This window comes from Ruminococcus intestinalis (assembly GCF_014288065.1).
Classification (GTDB): Bacteria; Bacillota; Clostridia; order Oscillospirales; family Acutalibacteraceae; genus Ruminococcoides; species Ruminococcoides intestinale_A.
This window is the reverse complement of record NZ_JACOPS010000001.1, coordinates 582,092-601,800: the sequence shown is the minus strand read 5'-3', so window position 1 is coordinate 601,800 and position 19,709 is coordinate 582,092. Positions and strand designations below refer to the sequence as shown.

The 19,709-nt window shown below is 41.2% G+C and carries 18 protein-coding genes; all 18 read left to right on the top strand.

The features are described from left to right. Nucleotides 1-34 precede the first annotated feature (34 nt). The 18 genes from H8R91_RS03025 (at nucleotide 35) to H8R91_RS02940 (ending at nucleotide 19,628) form a co-directional block, all read left to right on the top strand. Nucleotides 35-817, top strand: coding sequence for a TrmH family RNA methyltransferase (locus H8R91_RS03025; RefSeq protein WP_022234892.1), 783 nt, complete (start codon nucleotides 35-37; stop codon nucleotides 815-817). Continuing rightward, the gene (gene dprA, locus H8R91_RS03020) at nucleotides 814-2,163 is read left to right on the top strand and encodes a DNA-processing protein DprA (protein ID WP_186934812.1); all 1,350 of its coding nucleotides are present in this window, start codon (nucleotides 814-816) and stop codon (nucleotides 2,161-2,163) included. The genes H8R91_RS03025 and dprA overlap by 4 nt, the downstream gene beginning before the upstream one ends. A gap of 13 nt (nucleotides 2,164-2,176) precedes the next feature. Next, complete coding sequence (topA, locus tag H8R91_RS03015; protein WP_186934811.1) at nucleotides 2,177-4,270, top strand: type I DNA topoisomerase; 2,094 nt, start codon at nucleotides 2,177-2,179, stop codon at nucleotides 4,268-4,270. Beyond that, nucleotides 4,270-5,631, top strand: coding sequence for a methylenetetrahydrofolate--tRNA-(uracil(54)-C(5))-methyltransferase (FADH(2)-oxidizing) TrmFO (trmFO, locus tag H8R91_RS03010; protein ID WP_186935003.1), 1,362 nt, complete (start codon nucleotides 4,270-4,272; stop codon nucleotides 5,629-5,631). Before topA ends, trmFO begins: the two co-directional genes overlap by 1 nt. Before the next feature lie 2 nt (nucleotides 5,632-5,633). Then, the gene (gene plsX / locus H8R91_RS03005; RefSeq protein WP_186934810.1) at nucleotides 5,634-6,629 is read left to right on the top strand and encodes a phosphate acyltransferase PlsX; all 996 of its coding nucleotides are present in this window, start codon (nucleotides 5,634-5,636) and stop codon (nucleotides 6,627-6,629) included. Between the two features lie 5 nt (nucleotides 6,630-6,634). After that, nucleotides 6,635-7,312, top strand: coding sequence for a ribonuclease III (rnc, locus tag H8R91_RS03000; protein ID WP_186934809.1), 678 nt, complete (start codon nucleotides 6,635-6,637; stop codon nucleotides 7,310-7,312). Between the two features lie 10 nt (nucleotides 7,313-7,322). Then, complete coding sequence (locus H8R91_RS12390; protein ID WP_186934808.1) at nucleotides 7,323-8,309, top strand: elongator complex protein 3; 987 nt, start codon at nucleotides 7,323-7,325, stop codon at nucleotides 8,307-8,309. 3 nt (nucleotides 8,310-8,312) lie between these two features. Then, nucleotides 8,313-11,888, top strand: coding sequence for a chromosome segregation protein SMC (gene smc / locus H8R91_RS02990; RefSeq protein ID WP_186934807.1), 3,576 nt, complete (start codon nucleotides 8,313-8,315; stop codon nucleotides 11,886-11,888). A 15-nt stretch (nucleotides 11,889-11,903) separates the two neighbouring features. Beyond that, nucleotides 11,904-12,815: a signal recognition particle-docking protein FtsY gene (gene ftsY / locus H8R91_RS02985; protein WP_186934806.1), complete on the top strand. Its 912-nt coding sequence runs from the start codon at nucleotides 11,904-11,906 to the stop codon at nucleotides 12,813-12,815. A 10-nt stretch (nucleotides 12,816-12,825) separates the two neighbouring features. Further along, nucleotides 12,826-13,419 (top strand): RdgB/HAM1 family non-canonical purine NTP pyrophosphatase, encoded by a 594-nt coding sequence (rdgB, locus tag H8R91_RS02980; protein WP_186934805.1) that lies wholly within the window; start codon nucleotides 12,826-12,828, stop codon nucleotides 13,417-13,419. Between the two features lie 30 nt (nucleotides 13,420-13,449). After that, nucleotides 13,450-13,755, top strand: coding sequence for a ribosome assembly RNA-binding protein YhbY (yhbY, locus tag H8R91_RS02975; protein WP_022234902.1), 306 nt, complete (start codon nucleotides 13,450-13,452; stop codon nucleotides 13,753-13,755). Then, nucleotides 13,752-14,357, top strand: coding sequence for a nicotinate (nicotinamide) nucleotide adenylyltransferase (gene nadD, locus H8R91_RS02970; RefSeq protein WP_186934804.1), 606 nt, complete (start codon nucleotides 13,752-13,754; stop codon nucleotides 14,355-14,357). Before yhbY ends, nadD begins: the two co-directional genes overlap by 4 nt. Nucleotides 14,358-14,361: 4 nt before the next feature. After that, nucleotides 14,362-14,946, top strand: a complete 585-nt coding sequence (yqeK, locus tag H8R91_RS02965) for a bis(5'-nucleosyl)-tetraphosphatase (symmetrical) YqeK (RefSeq protein ID WP_186934803.1) — start codon at nucleotides 14,362-14,364, stop codon at nucleotides 14,944-14,946. Then, entirely contained in the window at nucleotides 14,943-15,296 is a 354-nt protein-coding gene (gene rsfS, locus H8R91_RS02960) for a ribosome silencing factor (RefSeq protein WP_022234905.1), read from the top strand. Before yqeK ends, rsfS begins: the two co-directional genes overlap by 4 nt. 23 nt (nucleotides 15,297-15,319) lie before the next feature. Then, the gene (gene leuS, locus H8R91_RS02955) at nucleotides 15,320-17,731 is read left to right on the top strand and encodes a leucine--tRNA ligase (protein ID WP_186934802.1); all 2,412 of its coding nucleotides are present in this window, start codon (nucleotides 15,320-15,322) and stop codon (nucleotides 17,729-17,731) included. A 139-nt stretch (nucleotides 17,732-17,870) separates the two neighbouring features. Continuing rightward, nucleotides 17,871-18,047 carry a 30S ribosomal protein S21 gene (rpsU, locus tag H8R91_RS02950; RefSeq protein WP_022234907.1) on the top strand — a complete coding sequence of 59 codons (177 nt, stop codon included), beginning with the start codon at nucleotides 17,871-17,873 and terminating at the stop codon, nucleotides 18,045-18,047. 67 nt (nucleotides 18,048-18,114) lie between these two features. Next, complete coding sequence (aroQ, locus tag H8R91_RS02945) at nucleotides 18,115-18,549, top strand: type II 3-dehydroquinate dehydratase (protein WP_186934801.1); 435 nt, start codon at nucleotides 18,115-18,117, stop codon at nucleotides 18,547-18,549. Beyond that, the gene (locus H8R91_RS02940; protein ID WP_186934800.1) at nucleotides 18,549-19,628 is read left to right on the top strand and encodes an aminopeptidase P family protein; all 1,080 of its coding nucleotides are present in this window, start codon (nucleotides 18,549-18,551) and stop codon (nucleotides 19,626-19,628) included. The genes aroQ and H8R91_RS02940 overlap by 1 nt, the downstream gene beginning before the upstream one ends. Nucleotides 19,629-19,709: the final 81 nt, after the last annotated feature.

Genomic DNA, 19,709 nt, shown 5'->3' with positions numbered 1-19,709 from the left:
CACCAAACGCAATTGGCATTTTAGGAGAAAAAAGATGCTGTTTGTTACAAGCAAAGACAATTCTAATGTAAAAAAAGCCGTAAAACTCAAGTCAAGTGCAAAAGAACGCCGCAAGAGCGGTCTTTTTTTAGCGGAGGGGTTAAGAATCTGTATGGACGCAGTTTTCAGCGGTGCGGAAATTCAGACATTATTTGTAACCGAAAAAGCTATGCAAAAGCACGGTGAGGACTTTGCTTTACTTGAAGAAAAAGCAAAGAATGTAATCTGTGTAAATGAAAACATTTTTGCCCTTATGAGTGATACTCAATCGCCACAGGGCTTTCTTTCGGTTATAAAAACACTTGACAAAACCAATGAGTTTGATACAATAAAGGGTGACAGTAAATATTTGGCGCTTGATAATGTGCAGGATCCAAGCAATCTAGGCACTGTTTTGCGCTCGGCAGAGGCATTTAATGTCAGCGGAGTTATACTTTCCTGTGACTGTTGCGATATTTACAATCCAAAGGTTGTAAGAGGCAGTATGGGCGCTGTGTTCAGAATACCTTTTATAATCAAAAGTTCAATTAAGGATTTCCTTAACGAAAATCCGCAGATTAATTCGTATGCTGCCGTTGTAAACAGCGACGCTGTCAGTCTTACGGATGTAAAATTTCAAACTCCGTGCGCAATCGTTGTAGGCAACGAGGGCAACGGAATAAAAGCAGAAACAGAAAAAGCCTGCCAAAACAAAATCACCATACACATGGAGGGCAAGGCAGAATCACTCAACGCATCTGTGGCTGCTGCAATACTGATGTGGGAAATGATGAAATGATTTCTGAAAATGCTCGTTACTGGATATGGATTTCAAAAGCACTCGGTTATAACAATATAAAGGTAAAGAGAATTTTTAAACTTTACAATGACATTGCCGAGTTTGTTCACGGCGGAGAAAAAGAGTGGAAACACTGCGGTATCTTTACACCGAACGAAATGCGAAAACTTAACAACACTAAGGTTTCGGTTGCGGATGAGATATTAAGCAAATGCAGCGAACTGAAATATTCGGTAATTGCGATTGACGACGAGCATTACCCGCAAAAATTAATTAATATTGATACTCCGCCTGCCGTTCTTTATGTAAACGGACAACTTCCGGAGCTTGACAACCGCCTAAGCGTTTCAATTGTTGGCACAAGGCGGGCAACAAGATATGGTACGGATAATTCATACAAATTTGCATATGCTCTTGCTAAGTACAGCGTTGTTATTATAAGCGGAGGTGCGCTCGGCGTTGACTGTGCGTCGCACCGAGGAGCACTTTCTGCAAACGGAATTACCGTATGCGTGCTTGGCTGCGGTATCAACTATAAATATCTTACCGAAAACGAGGGTATGAGAAATGCAATTGCGCAAAACGGTGCGGTTATATCCGAATATCCGCCCGATGAACCGCCGCTAAGATATAATTTTCCCGCTCGCAACAGAATCATATCCGCTCTTTCGGACGGTCTTGTTGTAATGGAGGCGGGAATAAAAAGCGGTTCGCTGATTACCGCAAGAATGGCAATCGACCAGGGCAAAGAAGTTTTTGCTCTGCTCGGAAACAACAGTCCGCAGAACGAGGGCTCTAATACTCTTATAAAAAACGGGCTTGCCTGCCCTGTAACTGATTTTATGGATGTTTTGAGCGAGTTTAACTCAAACAGAGGGTTATATGTTGAGGACGAAAAACTTGATTTTGATAATATAAGTTTTACCGACCTTGAGGCAGTGCCTGTAAAAGGCAAAAAGACTGCAAAATCAAAAAACAGCACAAATAAAAAAGATAAGGCAAAGTCTGAAAGGATTAATGCAAGCGTATCTTCCGATAAAACCTTAAAGCCCGAAAAGGCTGTAAAAGAAACTAAAAATGTCGCACGCAAAAGCAGCAGCGTTTCCGCTGATGTTAATAATAAAGAAAACGCAGATGTGCGGAAAAGTATTTCAGATTTGAAAGCATTGGGTTTGTCCGATGCAGCCGTAACAGTTTACGGTACTATCGGCGACAAGCCTGTTCATATAGATAAAATAGTAAGCGAACTCGGTATCCCTGTATTTAAAGTGCTTACGGCCCTTACTCAACTTGAAATGAAAGGTTTGGTAACGGCGATGCAGGGCAGAATGTATGTATTAAAATAAACGGAGGCAGTAAATGTCAGATTTAGTAATTGTTGAGTCACCTGCTAAGGCTAAAACAATCAAAAAATACCTCGGCGGAAATTACGAAGTAATTGCGTCTATGGGACATGTAAGAGATTTGCCTAAAACCAGACTCAGCGTTGATATAAAGAAAAAATTTGCACCAAAATACGAAATCATCAAAGGTAAAGAAAAACTTGTAGAAGAACTTAAAGAGCTCGCAGAAAAAAGCGACAAGATTTACCTCGCAACCGACCCTGATAGAGAGGGAGAGGCAATTTCTTGGCACCTTGCGTATATTCTCGGCTTGCCGCTTGATGACAACAACAGAGTTGAATTTAACGAGATTACCAAAAACGGCGTAACAAACGGTATGGCTCATCCCCGTTCTATAAATATCGACCTTGTAAACGCTCAACAGGCAAGGCGTATTCTTGACAGACTTGTAGGTTATAAGTTAAGTCCTTTCATTTCTCAAAAAATCAGAAGAGGACTTTCAGCCGGCAGAGTACAGTCTGTTGCGGTAAGAATTATTGTTGACAGAGAAGAAGAAATCAGAAAATTCAAGCCCGAAGAATATTGGACTATTGACGCTAAGTTTATTCCTAAGGGCAGCAGAAAGTCGTTTTCGGCTTCTCTTTATTCCGATGCCAACGGCAAGATAAAAATTGAAAATCAAGAACAGGCAGAAAAGATTGAACAGGATCTTGCCGATGCCGAATATATGATTACAAAAGTAAAGCACGGCACAAGAAGAAAAACCCCCGCACCGCCTTTCATTACATCAACATTACAGCAGGAGGCGTCAAGAAAACTCGGCTTCCAATCAAGAAGAACAATGAAAGTTGCCCAGGAGCTGTACGAAGGTGTTGACATTGAGGGAATGGGTGCAACGGGTCTTATCACATATATGAGAACCGACTCTTTAAGAATTTCAGATGTTGCAAAGGAAGAGGCGGCACAGTATATTTTAAACAGATTCGGTGAAAAATTCCTGCCGGCAAAACCGAGAGTATTTAAAACCAAGAGCAATGCACAGGACGGACACGAGGCTATAAGACCTTCAATGCCGAGCCTTTCTCCGGAAGATGTAAAGGCAAGCCTTACATCTGACCAGTTTAAGCTGTACAATCTTATTTGGAACAGATTTATGGCGTCACAGATGTCTGATTGTATTCAGAAAACCACACAGGCTGAAATTTCGGCTAAAGAATACATTTTCAAGGCATCGGGATACTATGTTGACTTTGAGGGCTTTACAACCTTGTATGTAGAAAGCAAAGATACGGAAGAAGAAAAATCCACACAGCTCCCTCCGCTTGAAAAAGATATGCCTGTAAAGTGCAAGGAGCTTAAAAAGAATCAGCACTTCACACAGCCGCCCGCAAGATACACCGAGGCATCGTTAATTAAGGCACTTGAGGAATACGGTATCGGCAGACCGTCAACTTATGCGGCAACAATTACAACAATTACAAGCCGTGAGTATGTAAAGCGTGAGGCAAAAACTTTGTATCCGACAGAGCTCGGCGAGGTTATGACAAACCTTTTAAAAGAGCGCTTTCCGAAGATTGTAAACTATAAATTCACCGCACAAATGGAAGAAAAGCTTGACGAGGTTGAGCACGGTCAGGAAGAATGGGTGGAATTGCTTGACGAATTCTACTCCGATTTTGACAAAACTCTCAAGAAAGCCAAGGAAGAGATGGAGGGTGTGAAACTCCAGCTTAAAGAAGATCAGACAGACATTATCTGCGACAAATGCGGCAGACAGATGGTTGTTAAGGTTGGCAGATACGGCAAATTTATTGCCTGCCCGGGTTACCCCGAATGTAAGAATGTTCTTAAGTTTGTTGAAAAGACAGGCGTTAAATGCCCTAAATGCAACGGTGATGTTATTGTTAAGCACACAAAGAAAAAGCGTGTGTTCTACGGCTGTTCAAATTATCCGGAATGTGATTTTGTAAGCTGGAACGAACCCGTAAATGAAAGATGTCCGCAGTGCGGCGGCATACTCTTTAAGAAAAAGGGTAAAAAGCCGAAACTTTATTGTGCAACAGAGGGCTGCGGATTTGAAAAGGAATTCGTTGAGAAAGACGGAGAATAATTAATACGACTTTAAAAGGAAAGGTGAACTTTTTGGAAAAAGGTTATATCAATGTAATAGGTGCAGGTCTTGCAGGCTGTGAAGCCGCTAAACAGATCTCATCACACGGAATAAAGGTTCACCTTTATGAAATGAAACCGAAGAAAAAAACGCCTGCTCATCATTCCGATTTATTCGGCGAACTTGTGTGTTCAAATTCATTAAAGGCAATGCGAACAGAAAGTGCCGCAGGACTTTTAAAGGAAGAAATGCGCAGACTTGATTCTTTCCTTATGAAATGCGCAGACAAATGCCAAGTGCCTGCCGGCGGTGCTCTTGCGGTTGACAGAGATATTTTTTCAAGACTTGTAACCGACGGAATAAGAGCCGATGAAAACATAACCGTTTTTGAAGAAGAAATCACAGAAATTCCCGATGATGCAATTACAATTATTGCTACGGGTCCGCTTACTTCGGACGCTCTTGCCGAAAAAATAATAGAGCGATTCGGTACTTCGCTTTCTTTCTTTGATGCCGCCGCTCCGATTGTGAGTGCCGAAAGCATTGATATGGATTATGCTTTCTATGCATCAAGATACGATAAAGGCAGTGGCGACGATTATATAAATTGCCCGATGAATAAAGAAGAGTACGAAACTTTTTATCAGGCACTTGTAACCGCTGAAAGAGCACCTTTGCACAGCTTTGATGTAAACAATCCTAAGGTGTACGAGGGCTGTATGCCTGTTGAAGTTATGGCACAGCGTGGTGAAAACACCTTGCGATTCGGACCGATGAAACCTGTCGGTCTTGTAAATCCTAAAACAGGGCACAGACCTTGGGCAGTTCTTCAGCTTAGAAAAGAGAATTGCGAAGGTACTATGTATAACCTTGTAGGATTTCAAACAAACCTGAAATTTGGTGAACAGAAAAGGGTATTTTCACTGATTCCTGCATTGCACAAAGCGGAATTTTACCGCTACGGTGTAATGCACAGGAACACATTTATTAATTCACCTAAACTGCTCAATGCCGATTTTTCTTTGAGAGAAAATGAAAACTTGTTTTTTGCAGGTCAGCTTACAGGTGTTGAGGGCTATATGGAATCGGCGGCTTCGGGAATACTTGCGGGCATAAACGCAGTGCGAAGATTAAACAGTCAAGAACCTGTGATTTTACCGACTGACACAATGCTCGGCGCTCTTGCGGGCTATATATCCGACAAATATGTGGAGAAATTCCAGCCTATGGGCGCAAATTTCGGTGTACTTCCTGCTCTCGAAAATCGTCCCCGTGACAAGCAGGAGCGAGGAAAAGCATATTCGGACAGAGCGCTTAAAAGCCTTGAGGCTTATCTTACACATATGAATTTAGAGGTGTAAAAATGAAAATTATAGTAGATGCCTTCGGCGGAGATAATGCACCGCTTGAAATAATCAAGGGTTGTGCGGAGGCTGTTGCGGAATTTGACGATTTATCAATTATTCTCACAGGCGACGAGGGTAAAATTCTTAAGGTTGCAAATGACAATAATATATCTCTTGACAGAATAGAAATTCATCACTGCACAGAAGTTATTACTATGGACGACCATGCCGATGCGGTTCTTAAATCAAAGAAAGACAGCTCAATGGCTGTAGGATTTAATTTGCTTAAAAACGGCGAGGGTGACGCTTTTGTTTCCGCAGGCAACAGCGGTGCTCTTTGTATGGGTGCAACTCTTGCGGTTAAGAGAATTAAAGGCATTAAACGACCTGCATTCTCTCCCGTTATGCCGTCCGCAAACGGTTTCTTTATGCTTGTTGACGGCGGTGCAAATGTAGATTGCCGTCCCGAAATGCTCGTTCAATTTGCGGTAATGGGCTCAATTTATATGAACAGAGTTATGAAGATTGATAACCCAAGGGTAGGCCTTGCAAATGTCGGCACCGAAGATCACAAAGGAACAGAGCTTTATCAAACTACATATCAGCTTTTGAAAGAAAGCAACTTAAACTTTGTCGGCAATGTTGAGGGCAGAGATATTCCGCAGGGGATTTGCGATGTTGTGGTATGCGACGGCTTTACAGGCAATCTTATTTTAAAAACCTATGAGGGTGTTGCAATGGTTGTTATGAACGAGATCAAGAACTTGTTTACAGGCAGTCTTAAAGGCAAACTTTCGGCTTCGCTCGTGCTCGGCGATATAAAAAAACTTAAGAAAAAACTTGACCACAACACATACGGCGGTGCGCCTGTTTTGGGTGCATCAAAACCTGTGTTCAAGGCGCACGGCAGTGCAAAAGCCGTCACCGTTAAAAACGCAATCAGACTTTCAAGAGATTATGTGCTTGCTGATGCGATCGGTGAAATTTCAAAGGTTATTAATTCGGAGGACTGATTTAAGTGCAGGAACTTGAAAATAAAATCGGCTATAAATTTAAAGATATAAGTTTGCTCGAAGAGGCACTCACACATTCTTCTTATGCAAACGAACACAAATCAAAACATATCAAATATAACGAAAGACTTGAATTCTTAGGTGATGCGGTTCTTTCAATTGTAGTTTCTGACTACATTTTCAAAAACTGCCCCGAGCTTCCGGAGGGCGAGCTTACCAAACTAAGAGCCTCGCTTGTATGCGAAAAGAGCCTTTTCGTATTTGCAAAACAACTCGGACTGGGTAAGTATCTTATTTTGAGCAAAGGCGAGCGCCACAACGGCGGTGCAGAACGCCCGTCAATACTTTCAGATGCATTTGAGGCGCTGATTGCGGCTATTTATATTGACGGTGGAATCGAGCCTGCCTCTAAGCATATTCTTAACTTTGTAATCCCTGCGATTAAGGCATCAAAGAAAAGACCCGTAAACGATTACAAAACCACTTTACAGGAGATTATTCAGAAAAATCCCGGGGAATTGCTCGAATATGTACTCGTTGACGAATCGGGCCCCGACCACAACAAGCACTTTGTCGTAGAGGTTCACCTTAACAGCAATGTTATAGGCAAAGGCGGCGGAAAAAGTAAAAAAGAGGCTGAACAGCAGGCGGCAAGAGAAGCACTGGAGTTGATGGGTTATTAAACATTCTAATGTGGCGCTTTTTATACCGCACAACGGATGCCCTCACAAATGCACTTTCTGTAATCAAAGAAACATTGTGGGGCAAGCGTATCAGCCAAATGCCGATGATGTGACAAATGCCGTAAAAATCGCCGTAGATTCTTTAAAAGAAAATACCAAAGAGGCGGAGATTGCATTTTTCGGCGGCAGTTTTACAGCAATTGACAGAGAATATATGCTCGAACTTTTAGATGCGACCAAGCCGTTTATCAACCGCTTTAAAGGTATTCGGTTATCTACCCGTCCCGACTGCATTGACGATGAAATTGTAAGTCTTTTGAAAAGCTATAAAGTAACTTCAATTGAACTCGGCGCTCAATCTATGGATGATGAAGTGCTTAAACTCAATGAAAGAGGACATACGGCGGATGATGTAAGAAATGCCTGCCGCATTATAAAAAATTACGGCATATCACTCGGACTGCAGATGATGACGGGACTGTACGGTTCTGATTTTTATAAAGACATTTATACTGCCGATGAATTTATAAAGCTCAGACCGGATACTGTAAGGATATATCCGACTGTTATTATGCAGGATACCGAACTTGCAAATCTTTATAACAGTAAAAAGTTTATTCCTTACACACTTGAGCAATCGGTTGAACTTTGCTCAAAGCTCATTTTAAAATTTAAAAGCGAAAACATCCGTATAATAAGGCTCGGACTTCATTATTCCGAAAGTCTTGAAAATAACAGCCTCGGCAATAATTATCACCCTGCATTTAAAGAACTTTGCGAAAACAAAATCTTCTTTGATAAAATAACTAAACTGATTAAAAATTATCCCGACAAAGAGGTTGATTTTTTTGAGGCATATGTAAATCCTCATTCGGTTTCAAAACTTGCGGGACAGAATAAATCAAACATAATCAGACTTAACAATATGGGTTACAAGCTGAAAATCAAGACAGACCAAAGTCTTGACGAATACGAAATCTACATAAAACAGAGGTAATAAATGCGATTAAAATCACTTGAAATTCAAGGCTTTAAAACCTTTCCTGATAAAACTAAATTATCTTTTGAGCAGGGCATTACCGCTGTTGTAGGTCCGAACGGCTCAGGCAAAAGCAACATCAGTGACGCTATCCGTTGGGTGCTCGGCGAGCAATCTCCAAAGAGTTTGCGCTGTTCAAAGATGGAAGATGTTGTTTTTAACGGAACCGACAAAAGAAAAAAACTCGGCTATGCCGAAGTTTCGCTTAACATAGAAAACAAAGACAGAGTGCTGGCATTCGACGGCGACGAAGTTTCAATTACTCGCCGTTATTATCGAAGCGGTGAGAGCGAATATCTCATTAACAAAGCACAGGTCAGACTAAAAGACATTAACGAGCTTTTTATGGATACAGGTCTTGGCCGTGACGGTTACTCTATGATAGGACAGGGTAAAATCGACAGCATTGTATCTTCAAAAGGCGAGGACAGACGAGAAATTTTTGAAGAGGCGGCAGGTATTTCACGCTATCGCTACAGAAAAACAGATGCGGAGCGAAAGCTGAAAAGCACGGAGGAAAACCTTTTAAGACTGCGTGACATCGTGACAGAACTCGAAGAGCGTGTCGGTCCTCTTAAAAGACAATCGGAAAAAGCACAGGAATTTTTAAAATACTCCGAAGAAAAGCGTGGACTTGAAATAGCGCTTTGGCTGCTTACCCTTGACAAAAGTCAGGCGGCGCTTAAAACACAGGACGAAAAAATTGCCATTGCTCACGCACAATATGATGATGCCGAAAAAATGCTCGAGCAGATTCAAAAAGAGTCGGAAGAAATATATCTAAAAAACGGACAGCTTGCCGTAAAATCCGACGAAGTAAGACATCTTATTTCAGAACTTGATGCACTCATTTCCGATATGCGTTCACAGCTTTCGGTTTCAAAGAACGATATTCTTCATAACGAAGAAAACATAAAGCGTGTTGAAAACGAAATCCAAAACGCACAGCAAAATTCACAGCTTATTTCTACTCAAATTGCAGAAAAGAACGAGAAAATCGCTGAACTTGACACAAAAATAATTGAAAAGCAGAAAGAATATACCGCACTTTCCGAAAAGCTGAATGTTATCAACCTTGATACGGGCAAGAGCGGCGACAAACTGCAACAGCTTACTTCCGAACTTTCTATGCTTACAACGAAGTCTGCCGATGCAAGGGTAATTGATATGACGGCGGAAAGCTCGATTTCCGACCTTGAAGAAAGAATCGAAAGCCTTACAACCGCAAACAAAGACGGAATTGCAAGAGTACACGAGCTTGAAGAAATTTCTGAGCAGTACACAATAAATCTTACAAATCTGCGGGAAGAAATTACATCAATTACAAATTCAATTCAGGGACTTGAACTTAAATTGCAGTCAAAAGCACACAAGCGTGACAGCTACAAGGCTGAAAGCGACAGACTTTTGCTTGACAGCAAGGAACATATAAGAAAAATCAACTTCCTTGAAAATCTCGAACGCAACCTTGAAGGCTTTTCAAAGAGCGTTAAAGTTGTGGTAAACGCATCAAAAAGCGGAAGATTAAAAGGTGTGTGCGGCCCTGTTTCCCGAGTAATTTCCGTACCGCAAAAGTACGGCGTTGCAATTGAAACCGCACTTGGAGCGGCAATGCAAAACATTGTTACGGAAACCGAAAGCGATGCTAAATCGGCTATTGCTTATCTTAAATCATCGGACGGCGGACGAGCAACTTTTCTGCCGCTTAATACAATCAAGGCAAGAGAACTTAGAGAAAACGGACTTGAAGCAAACTATGGCTTTATCGGTGTTGCAAGCGACCTTTGCAGCTGCGATAACAAATTCAAAAATATTTTATCTTCTTTGCTCGGCAAAATTGTAATTGCAGACAATCTTAATTCCGCAACCGAGATTGCCAAAAAATATTCGTACCGTTTTAAAATCGTTACACTTGACGGACAGGTTGTAAATGCGGGCGGTTCGCTCACAGGCGGTTCGCTCAACAGAAATACAGGTTTGCTAAGCCGTGCAAGTGAAATTAAAGATTTAAAAGAACAGACAAAAGCCATTGAAGAAAAGTCTGCGCAGGCACAGAGATTGTGCAGTGAGGCGGCACAGGATTATGCCGCCGTTGAGGCTGAATTGCTCGGTACAAGAGCAGACCTTTCAAACAAGAAACAAAGCCTTGCAAGAATGGAAGCCGAAAGCAGAGCGTGCGAAAACGAGCTTTCAAACTCAAAACTTGCTTTGCAAAATTTTGATAAACAGATTGAAGAATATACAAATAAAGTAAATATCCTATCAGAGGACAGAAAAAATGCAGGCGAACAGCTGGCACAGCTTAACCGCAGAATTTCCGAGGCAGAAGAAAAGGTAAACAGCATTACGGGCAGTCGTGCCAAAATGATTGAGGAGCGAGAAGAAATTGCATCTCAATTACAGAATGTGCGACTTGAAATTGTAACCGCTCAAAAGGATATTGACGCACTCAATTCCGAAATCCTTTTTGCGGAAAATTCATCAAATAACTTCGGAGAAAAACAGAGAGAACTCAATGCACAAATTGAGGACTATAAAAACAAAAATGCTTTGATTCAGAAAAACATAGACGAACTTGAGGCTCAAATAAAAGACAAGTCAGAGAGAATTGCTGAGCACAACGCAAGGATTTCAAGTATTAATTGTGAAAAAGATACTTACGAAAAGAGAAGTGTTGAATTAAGAGCGCTTGAGCGTGACAAAACCTCCGAAAGAGAAGTGTCGGGCAGAGAGCTTTCAAGACTTGAGGAAAGAAAAATCAACTTGCAAAATCAGTACGATAATATTATTTCCAAACTTTGGGAAGAATATGAGCTTACAAAGCGTGAAGCGGAAGAACAGGCGATAGAAATTCCCGATTCCAATGCAGCTCAGAAAAGGCTTAACGAGCTAAAGCAAAAAATTAAAAATCTCGGAAATGTAAATGTATCCGCAATTGAAGAATACAAAGAGGTTTCAGAACGCTTTGAATTTATGAGCACACAGGTAAATGATGTGGAAAAGTCAAAACGAGAAATTGAGCGACTTATCACCGACCTTACCAAACAGATGAAAGAAGTGTTTGTAGAGAGTTTTGAAGAAATCAATAAAAACTTCACTTTCACATTCAAAGAACTGTTCGGCGGCGGTACCGCATCGCTCTCGCTTTCAGAGCCGGAGGATATTCTCAACAGCGGCATCGACATTATTGTACATCCGCCCGGAAAAATCGTTGTTCATCTTGACGCACTGTCGGGCGGTGAAAAAGCACTTGTAGCCATAGCGCTTTACTTTGCGATTATGAAAGTCAGACCCGCACCTTTCTGCGTTATGGACGAAATTGAGGCGGCGCTTGATGATGTAAATGTTGACCGCTTTGCAAACTATATGAGAAATTTAACCCATACAACGCAGTTTATCTGTATTACTCACAGACGAGGCACAATGGAAGAAGCAGATGTACTGTACGGTGTTACTATGCAGGACGAGGGTGTATCCAAACTGCTTGAACTGCGTTCTACCGAGATTGCCGAAAAACTCGGCATTAAGGCTAACTAATGAAGGGATGATTTTATGGGCTTTTTTAATAAAATTAAAGAAGGTTTAAAAAAGACAAGAGATGCGGTTATCGGTCAGATTGACTCAATGCTCAAATCTTTTACCAAGATTGACGATGAACTTTTTGAAGAACTCGAAGAGTTGCTTGTAATGGGCGATGTAGGCGTACCGACAGCCGAAAAAATATGTGAAGAGCTTAAAAAGAAAGTTAAAAAAGAGGGTATTAAAAATCCTAATGAAATTCACAGACTTCTTGAAGAAACGGTTTCCGATATGTTGAGAGGCGGAGAAGAACTCGACCTTTCAACCACACCGTCTATTATCCTTGTCATAGGTGTAAACGGTGTAGGTAAAACAACCACAATCGGAAAACTTGCAAATCACCTTACAAAACAGGGCAAAAAAGTTATCCTTGCCGCAGGCGATACATTCAGAGCCGCAGCTATCGAGCAGCTTGAAATTTGGGCAGACAGAAGTCACTGTGAAATAATAAAGCAGAACGAGGGCAGCGACCCTGCCGCTGTAATTTATGACGCCATTTCAGCCGCTAAGGCAAGACACGCAGATGTTATTATCTGCGATACGGCGGGCAGACTTCACAATAAAAAACCACTTATGGACGAGCTTGCAAAAATCAACAGAATTATAGACAGAGAACTGCCGGACGCATCGAAAGAAAAGTTACTTGTACTTGATGCAACCACAGGACAGAATGCCGTTAATCAGGCTGAACAGTTCAGCCTTGCAACAGGCATTACGGGTATTGTTCTTACAAAACTTGACGGTACAGCCAAGGGCGGCGTTGTACTTGCAATCAAAGAGGGACTCGGTATTCCTGTTAAATACATCGGCGTAGGTGAGCAGATAGACGATTTACAGCCGTTTGATGCAGAGGACTTTGCAAAGGCTCTCTTTGCGCAGAATTAAGAGGTGCGGTATGAAATTTATCATTGCAACCAATAACGCAAAAAAATTAAAAGAACTTGAAAGAATTTTAAAGCCCCTCGGCATAGATGCGGTTTCCGCAAAAGAGGCAGGTGTAAACCTCGGCGAAGTTGAAGAAACAGGTACAACCTTTGCCGAAAACGCTTTTATAAAAGCAAATGCCGCTTTCAAAGCAACGGGTATGCCTGCCATAGCCGACGATTCAGGGTTATCGGTTGACGCACTTGACGGCAGGCCGGGTGTGTATTCCGCAAGATACTGCGGAGAAAATGCCACTGACGAAGAAAAGTACACTAAATTGTTAGAAGAAATGCAGGGTGTGCCCGACGAAAAGAGAACAGCGCATTTTACATCAGCAATCTGCTGTATTTTATCCGACAAAGAAAAAATTGAAGTTGACGGCATATGTAACGGTACAATTTCTCATACTCCGAACGGCAACGGCGGTTTTGGATATGACCCGATTTTTGACTGCAACGGAAAAAGCTTTGCCGAACTTACAGCCGAAGAAAAAGACAAAATCAGCCACAGAGGAATTGCTTTACGCAAGTTACAGGCTGAACTGAAAAACAGATTTGACAAATAATTTATATAAATTTCAGAAAGGAGCAGTTAAATGCTCACAAGTAAACAGCGTGCATACCTTCGTGGTCTTGCAAATCCTATTGAAACTATCCTTATGATCGGTAAGGGTGAAATCACAGATAACATTGTAAAGCAGGCAGACGACGCACTCAAGGCAAGAGAGCTTATAAAGGGCAAAGTGCTTGAGAACAGCGGTTATTCTTCAAGAGAAGCTGCCGAACTTATCGCCGAAAAATGCGGTGCGGAAGTTGTACAGGTTATCGGTTCAAAATTTGTTCTCTATAAAAAGAATGAGGACGAGCCTAAAATTGTTCTCCCTAAGAACAGAAGAAAATGAGCAGAATAGGAATACTCGGCGGTACTTTTAACCCAATACACAACGGTCACATTCAAATGGCGAAGTACAGCCACGATGCCGCAAAACTCGATAAGGTTATTCTTATGCCTACTTTTGTGCCGCCGCATAAAGAAAGCGCAAACCTTGTTTCGTGCGAGCACAGACTTAATATGTGCCGCCTTGCAAGTGCCGAACTTCCGTATGCGGAAGTATCCGATTTTGAAATAAAATTAGAGGGCAAAAGTTACACTTACCGTACATTGCAGCTTTTAAAAAGTCAAAACGAAAACGATGATTTTTATTTTATCGTCGGCGCAGATATGTTTTTATCTATGCAAAATTGGAAAAATCCTGAAATAATTTTCAGGCTTGCTACCGTAATCGCCGTTCCGAGAGATGATGACAGCGTATCCGAACTTAAAGAACATTACGATAATGTTCTCAAAAAAATGGGTGCAAAGGCGATTATACTTAATCACTCGGTTTTAACGGTTTCGTCAACCTATGTTCGTGACAACATCGACAACGGTGCGGCATTGGAAAATCTGATTGACAGCAGGGTTTTTAATTATATTAAGGAAAATAATTTATACAGGGTGTGATTTTATGAATTCAGACGAATATAAGAAACTTATAAAATCAAGAATGAGCGATTACCGCTATACGCACAGCGTAAATGTTTCTAAAGAGGCTGTAAGACTTGCCAAAAAATACGGTGCGGATACCGAAAAAGCAGCCGTTGCAGGCATACTGCACGACATTACCAAAGAAACACCTAAAGAAGAACAGTTGCAAATTATGACAGATGGTGGTATAATTTTAGATAATGTGCAGGAAAAATCGACAAAGCTGTGGCACGGTATAAGCGGAAGTGTGTATATTCGTGATATTCTTAAAATTACAGACGAAGATATTTTAAACGCAGTAAGATACCACACCACAGGCAGAGCAGGTATGTCTTTGCTTGAAAAAATAATTTTTATAGCGGATTTTACTTCTGCCGAAAGAGATTATAACGGCATAAAAACAATGCGCAAAAAGGCAGGCAAATCTCTTGAAAACGCAATGCTGTACGGATTGCAGTTCACTTTAAAAGACTTGTCTAAAAGGGCAATGATAATTCACCCCGACGCCCTTGCCTGTTACAACGAAATTGTAATAAATAATTCAACGAAAGGAACAGCCAAATGAATTCTTACGAGCAATCAATTCTGACAGCTAAGGCTATAAGCAGCAAAAAAGGTCTTAACATCAAGTTAATCGAAATTGGCGATATTTCTTCGCTTGCAGACTATATGGTAATTGCGACAGGTACAAGCTCAACCCATGTAAAAGCTATTGCGGACGAGGTTGAGTATCAGCTTGACGAGGCAGGCATTTCTGTAAGTCATATCGAGGGCTACCGTTCAAATTCATGGATATTGCTTGACTATGTCGATGTTATCGTTCATATTTTTTCAGACGAGGCAAGAGAGTTTTACGACCTTGAAAGACTCTGGCAGGACGGTAAGGAAATTGACATTTCCGATATTGTTGACTAATAAATCTTGAGGAGGACTCAATTTTGAAATATAATCATAAGCCCATTGAGGGCAAATGGCAAAAAATTTGGGAAGATAAGGGCGTTTTCCACGCAGAGGACAACTCTGAAAAAGAAAAATTCTATGCTCTTATTGAGTTTCCTTATCCGTCGGGACAGGGACTTCATGTAGGTCATCCAAGACCTTATACGGCACTTGACACCGTAGCAAGAAAGCGCAGACTTCAGGGCTACAATGTACTTTATCCGATCGGCTGGGACGCATTTGGTCTTCCTACCGAAAACTACGCAATCAAAAACCATATTCATCCCGAAATCGTTACAAAGCAAAATATTGCCCGCTTTAAAAAGCAGATTCAATCACTCGGTATCTCTTTTGACTGGAGCCGTGAGATTAATACAACCGACCCTGACTACTACAAGTGGACACAGTGGATTTTTATTCAGCTTTTCAAGCATGGTCTTGCTTACAAAAAGGAAATGAATGTAAACTGGTGTACTTCGTGTAAGTGCGTTCTTGCAAACGAAGAGGTTGTAAACGGCGTTTGCGAGCGCTGCGGCAGTGAGGTTGTTCATAAGGTAAAGTCACAGTGGATGCTTAAGATTACAGCTTATGCAGACAGACTTATCAATGACCTTGACCTTGTAAATTATCCTGAAAGAGTTAAAGCACAGCAGAAAAACTGGATTGGCAGAAGTACGGGCGCAGAGGTTGATTTCAAGACAACCACAGGCGACACACTTACAATTTACACCACAAGAGCAGATACTCTTTACGGTGCAACATATATGGTAATTTCTCCGGAACACCCTCTCATTGAAAAGTGGGCAGACAAGCTATCTAATATTGACGCTATCCGTGAATATCAGGCAGCTGCGGCAAGAAAGTCCGACTTTGAAAGAACAGAGGTTGCCAAGGACAAAACAGGTGTTCTTGTTGAGGGCGTTAAGGCTATTAACCCTGTGAACAACAAGGAAATTCCTATCTTTATTTCCGACTATGTACTTGTATCTTACGGTACGGGCGCTATTATGGCTGTTCCTGCTCACGATACCCGTGACTGGGAATTTGCAAAGAAATTCGACCTTCCTATCATTGAGGTTGTTAAGGGCGGCAATGTGCAGGAAGAGGCTTATACAGACTGTGCAACAGGTATTATGGTTAATTCGGGTATGCTTGACGGTCTTACTGTTGACGAAGCTAAGAAAAAGATTATCTCTTGGCTTGAGTCGGAGGGTAAAGGTCACTCAAAGGTAAACTACAAACTCCGTGACTGGGTATTCTCCCGTCAGCGTTATTGGGGCGAGCCTATTCCGATTGTTCACTGCGACAAGTGCGGTTATGTTCCGATTGACGAAAGTGAACTCCCGCTCAGACTTCCTATGGTAGAATCATATGAGCCGACAGATAACGGCGAATCACCGCTTGCTAAAATGACAGACTGGCTTGAAACAACTTGCCCGTGCTGCGGCGGCAAGGCAATGCGTGAAACCGATACAATGCCACAGTGGGCAGGTTCGTCATGGTATTTCTTAAGATATATGGACCCACACAATGACAAAGCACTTGCGTCAAAAGAGGCTATCAAGTATTGGTCACCTGTTGACTGGTACAACGGCGGTATGGAGCACACTACACTCCACTTGCTTTACAGCCGTTTCTGGCATAAATTCCTCTACGACATCGGCGTTGTAAATACTCCCGAGCCATATGCAAAGAGAACATCACACGGTATGATTCTCGGCGAAAACGGCGAGAAGATGAGTAAGTCAAGAGGCAATGTAGTAAATCCTGACGAAATCGTAGACGAATACGGTGCAGATACACTCCGTCTTTACGAAATGTTTATCGGCGACTTTGAAAAGGCCGCTCCTTGGAGCCAGACAAGCATCAGAGGCTGCCGCAGATTTATTGAGCGTTATTACAACCTCCAGACAATTCTTAACGATGCAGACAGCATCCGTCCGGAACTTGAATCATCATTCCACAAGGCTATCAAAAAAGTCAGCGATGACATTGAGAACATTAAGTTCAATACCGCAATCGCAACACTTATGGCACTTATCAATGATATTACTGCTACAGGCGCAATCACTAAGGAGGAACTTAGAATCTTCACAATTCTCCTTAACCCGTTTGCACCGCATGTTACAGAAGAAGTATTTGAAATGTGCAAACTCGGCGACGGTATAGTAGCAGAGCAGAAATGGCCTGAGTACGATGAGGCTAAGTGCAAAGACGAAACAATAGAAATCGTTGTACAGGTAAACGGTAAAATTAAGACAAAGCTTAACATTCCTGTTGAGTCAGAAAAGAACGCAGTTCTTGATATGGCAAAGGCAGACGCAAATGTGGCTAAAGCTATAGAGAATATGAATATCATCAAAGAAATTTATGTTCCTAATAAGCTTGTAAACCTTGTAGTTAAGCCATAATTTTTATTTTATTTATAAATTTACTTAATTTTCCCTAAATTTCTACATTTCTATTGACAATAAGAATTGTTTATTGTATAATATCAAATGCAACATATGCAAATTACCCATGCCAAATGGCAGATGGGAGGGAAGATAGATGGCAGAAATCAGACTTAAGGATAACGAATCTCTTGAGAGTGCTTTAAGAAGATTCAAAAAGCAGTGTGCAAGAGCTGGCGTTATTGCTGAGGTGCGCAAGAGAGAAGCTTATGAAAAGCCTTCTGTAAAGCGTAAAAAGAAGTCCGAAGCAGCTCGTAAGAGAAAATTCAGGTAATCAAAATAAGCGGACAGTTTTTACTGTCCGCTTTTTGTCATTTTATCAGGAAATTTGGTGAATAAAAATGAAAAAAATTCTTGTTATTTTAGGACCTAACCTTAATATGGTAGGAGTAAGAGAAAAAGGCATTTACGGAGAGGAAACCGCTCAAAGCATTTCCGAGCAGATTAAGGCATTTGCAAATGAGCAGGGCTTTTCTGTTGAGATTTATCAGTCAAATCACGAGGGCGACCTTATTGATAAAATTCATGCCGCAAGAAAAAACTTTGACGGTGCGGTAATAAATGCGGGCGCTCTTACACATTATAGCTATGCATTAAGAGATGCTATTGCTTGTGTAAAGATTCCATTTGTAGAGGTGCATATGTCAAATATCCACGCAAGGGAAGAATTCAGACACACATCTGTAATTGCACCTGTATGCGCAGGTCAGATTGCAGGCTTTGGCAAAAACAGCTACTTCCTTGCAATTACAGCTTTAAAGGACTTGATGAAGTAATGAACAGCTTGAGAACAGAAAAGTTAAGAGCTTTTATAAAATCACCCGACACCGCAGTTTTAATAAAAAATGAAATCAATGTCGGATATTTCAGCGGCTTTCATCACAGCGAGGGTGTATTTTTACTGACAAGCGACAAAGCATATTTGCTTGTGGATTTCAGATACTTTGAGGCGGCACAGAAATTCGCAGTCGGCTGTGAAGTAATCTGCTTTAAAAAGCTGATTGCTGATATAAGCGAAATTCTTAAAAAAGAATGTGTCACAAAAATCGTTGCAGAGGCAGATACATTTACCGTTGCGGAAAATGATTTGTACAAAGAGCATTTTGCCGAAAAGGGAATTGAATTTTACTGTGACAGTGCGCTTGATAAGGCTGTTTCAAACATCAGAATTATTAAAGATAAATCTGAGTTTGACAAAATTTTAAAGGCTCAACAGATTGCCGAAAAGGCATATAATGAAATTTTAAATTACATTAAACCGGGTGTAAGCGAAAGAAAGATTGCTGTTGAATTTGAATATCTGATGAAGCAGTACGGTGCGGAAAGAATTTCTTTTGATTTAATAACAATCACAGGCAGTAAAACTTCGTTGCCACACGGCGTACCGAGTGACGATGTTGTTAAATCGGGAGATTTGTTTACTATGGATTTCGGGGCTGTTTATGACGGCTATCACTCCGACACGACAAGAACCGTTGCGGTTAATTTTGCTACAGATGAGCAAAGAGAGATTTACAATATTGTATTAAAGGCTCAACTTGCCGTGTTAGATGAAGTAAAGGCAGGCAAAACTTGCTCTGAAATTGATAAAATTGCAAGAGATATTATAACAGAGGCAGGCTACGGAGAGTGTTTCGGTCATTCGACGGGTCACGGCGTAGGACTTGAAATTCACGAGCTGCCAAATGTTTCTCCGAGGGGAGAAATAATCCTTGAAGAGGGTATGGTAATTACCGACGAACCCGGAATTTACCTGCCAAAGAAGTTCGGTGTAAGAATTGAAGATATGCTTTATGTCACCGAAAAAGGATATAATAACTTTGTATCTTTGCCAAAAGAACTAATAATTCTTTAAAATGCTTGCAATTTGTTTATTTTTTATGTATAATAGCATATGACACATAATGGCAAGGATTATTTTGCTGTAATTATGTAT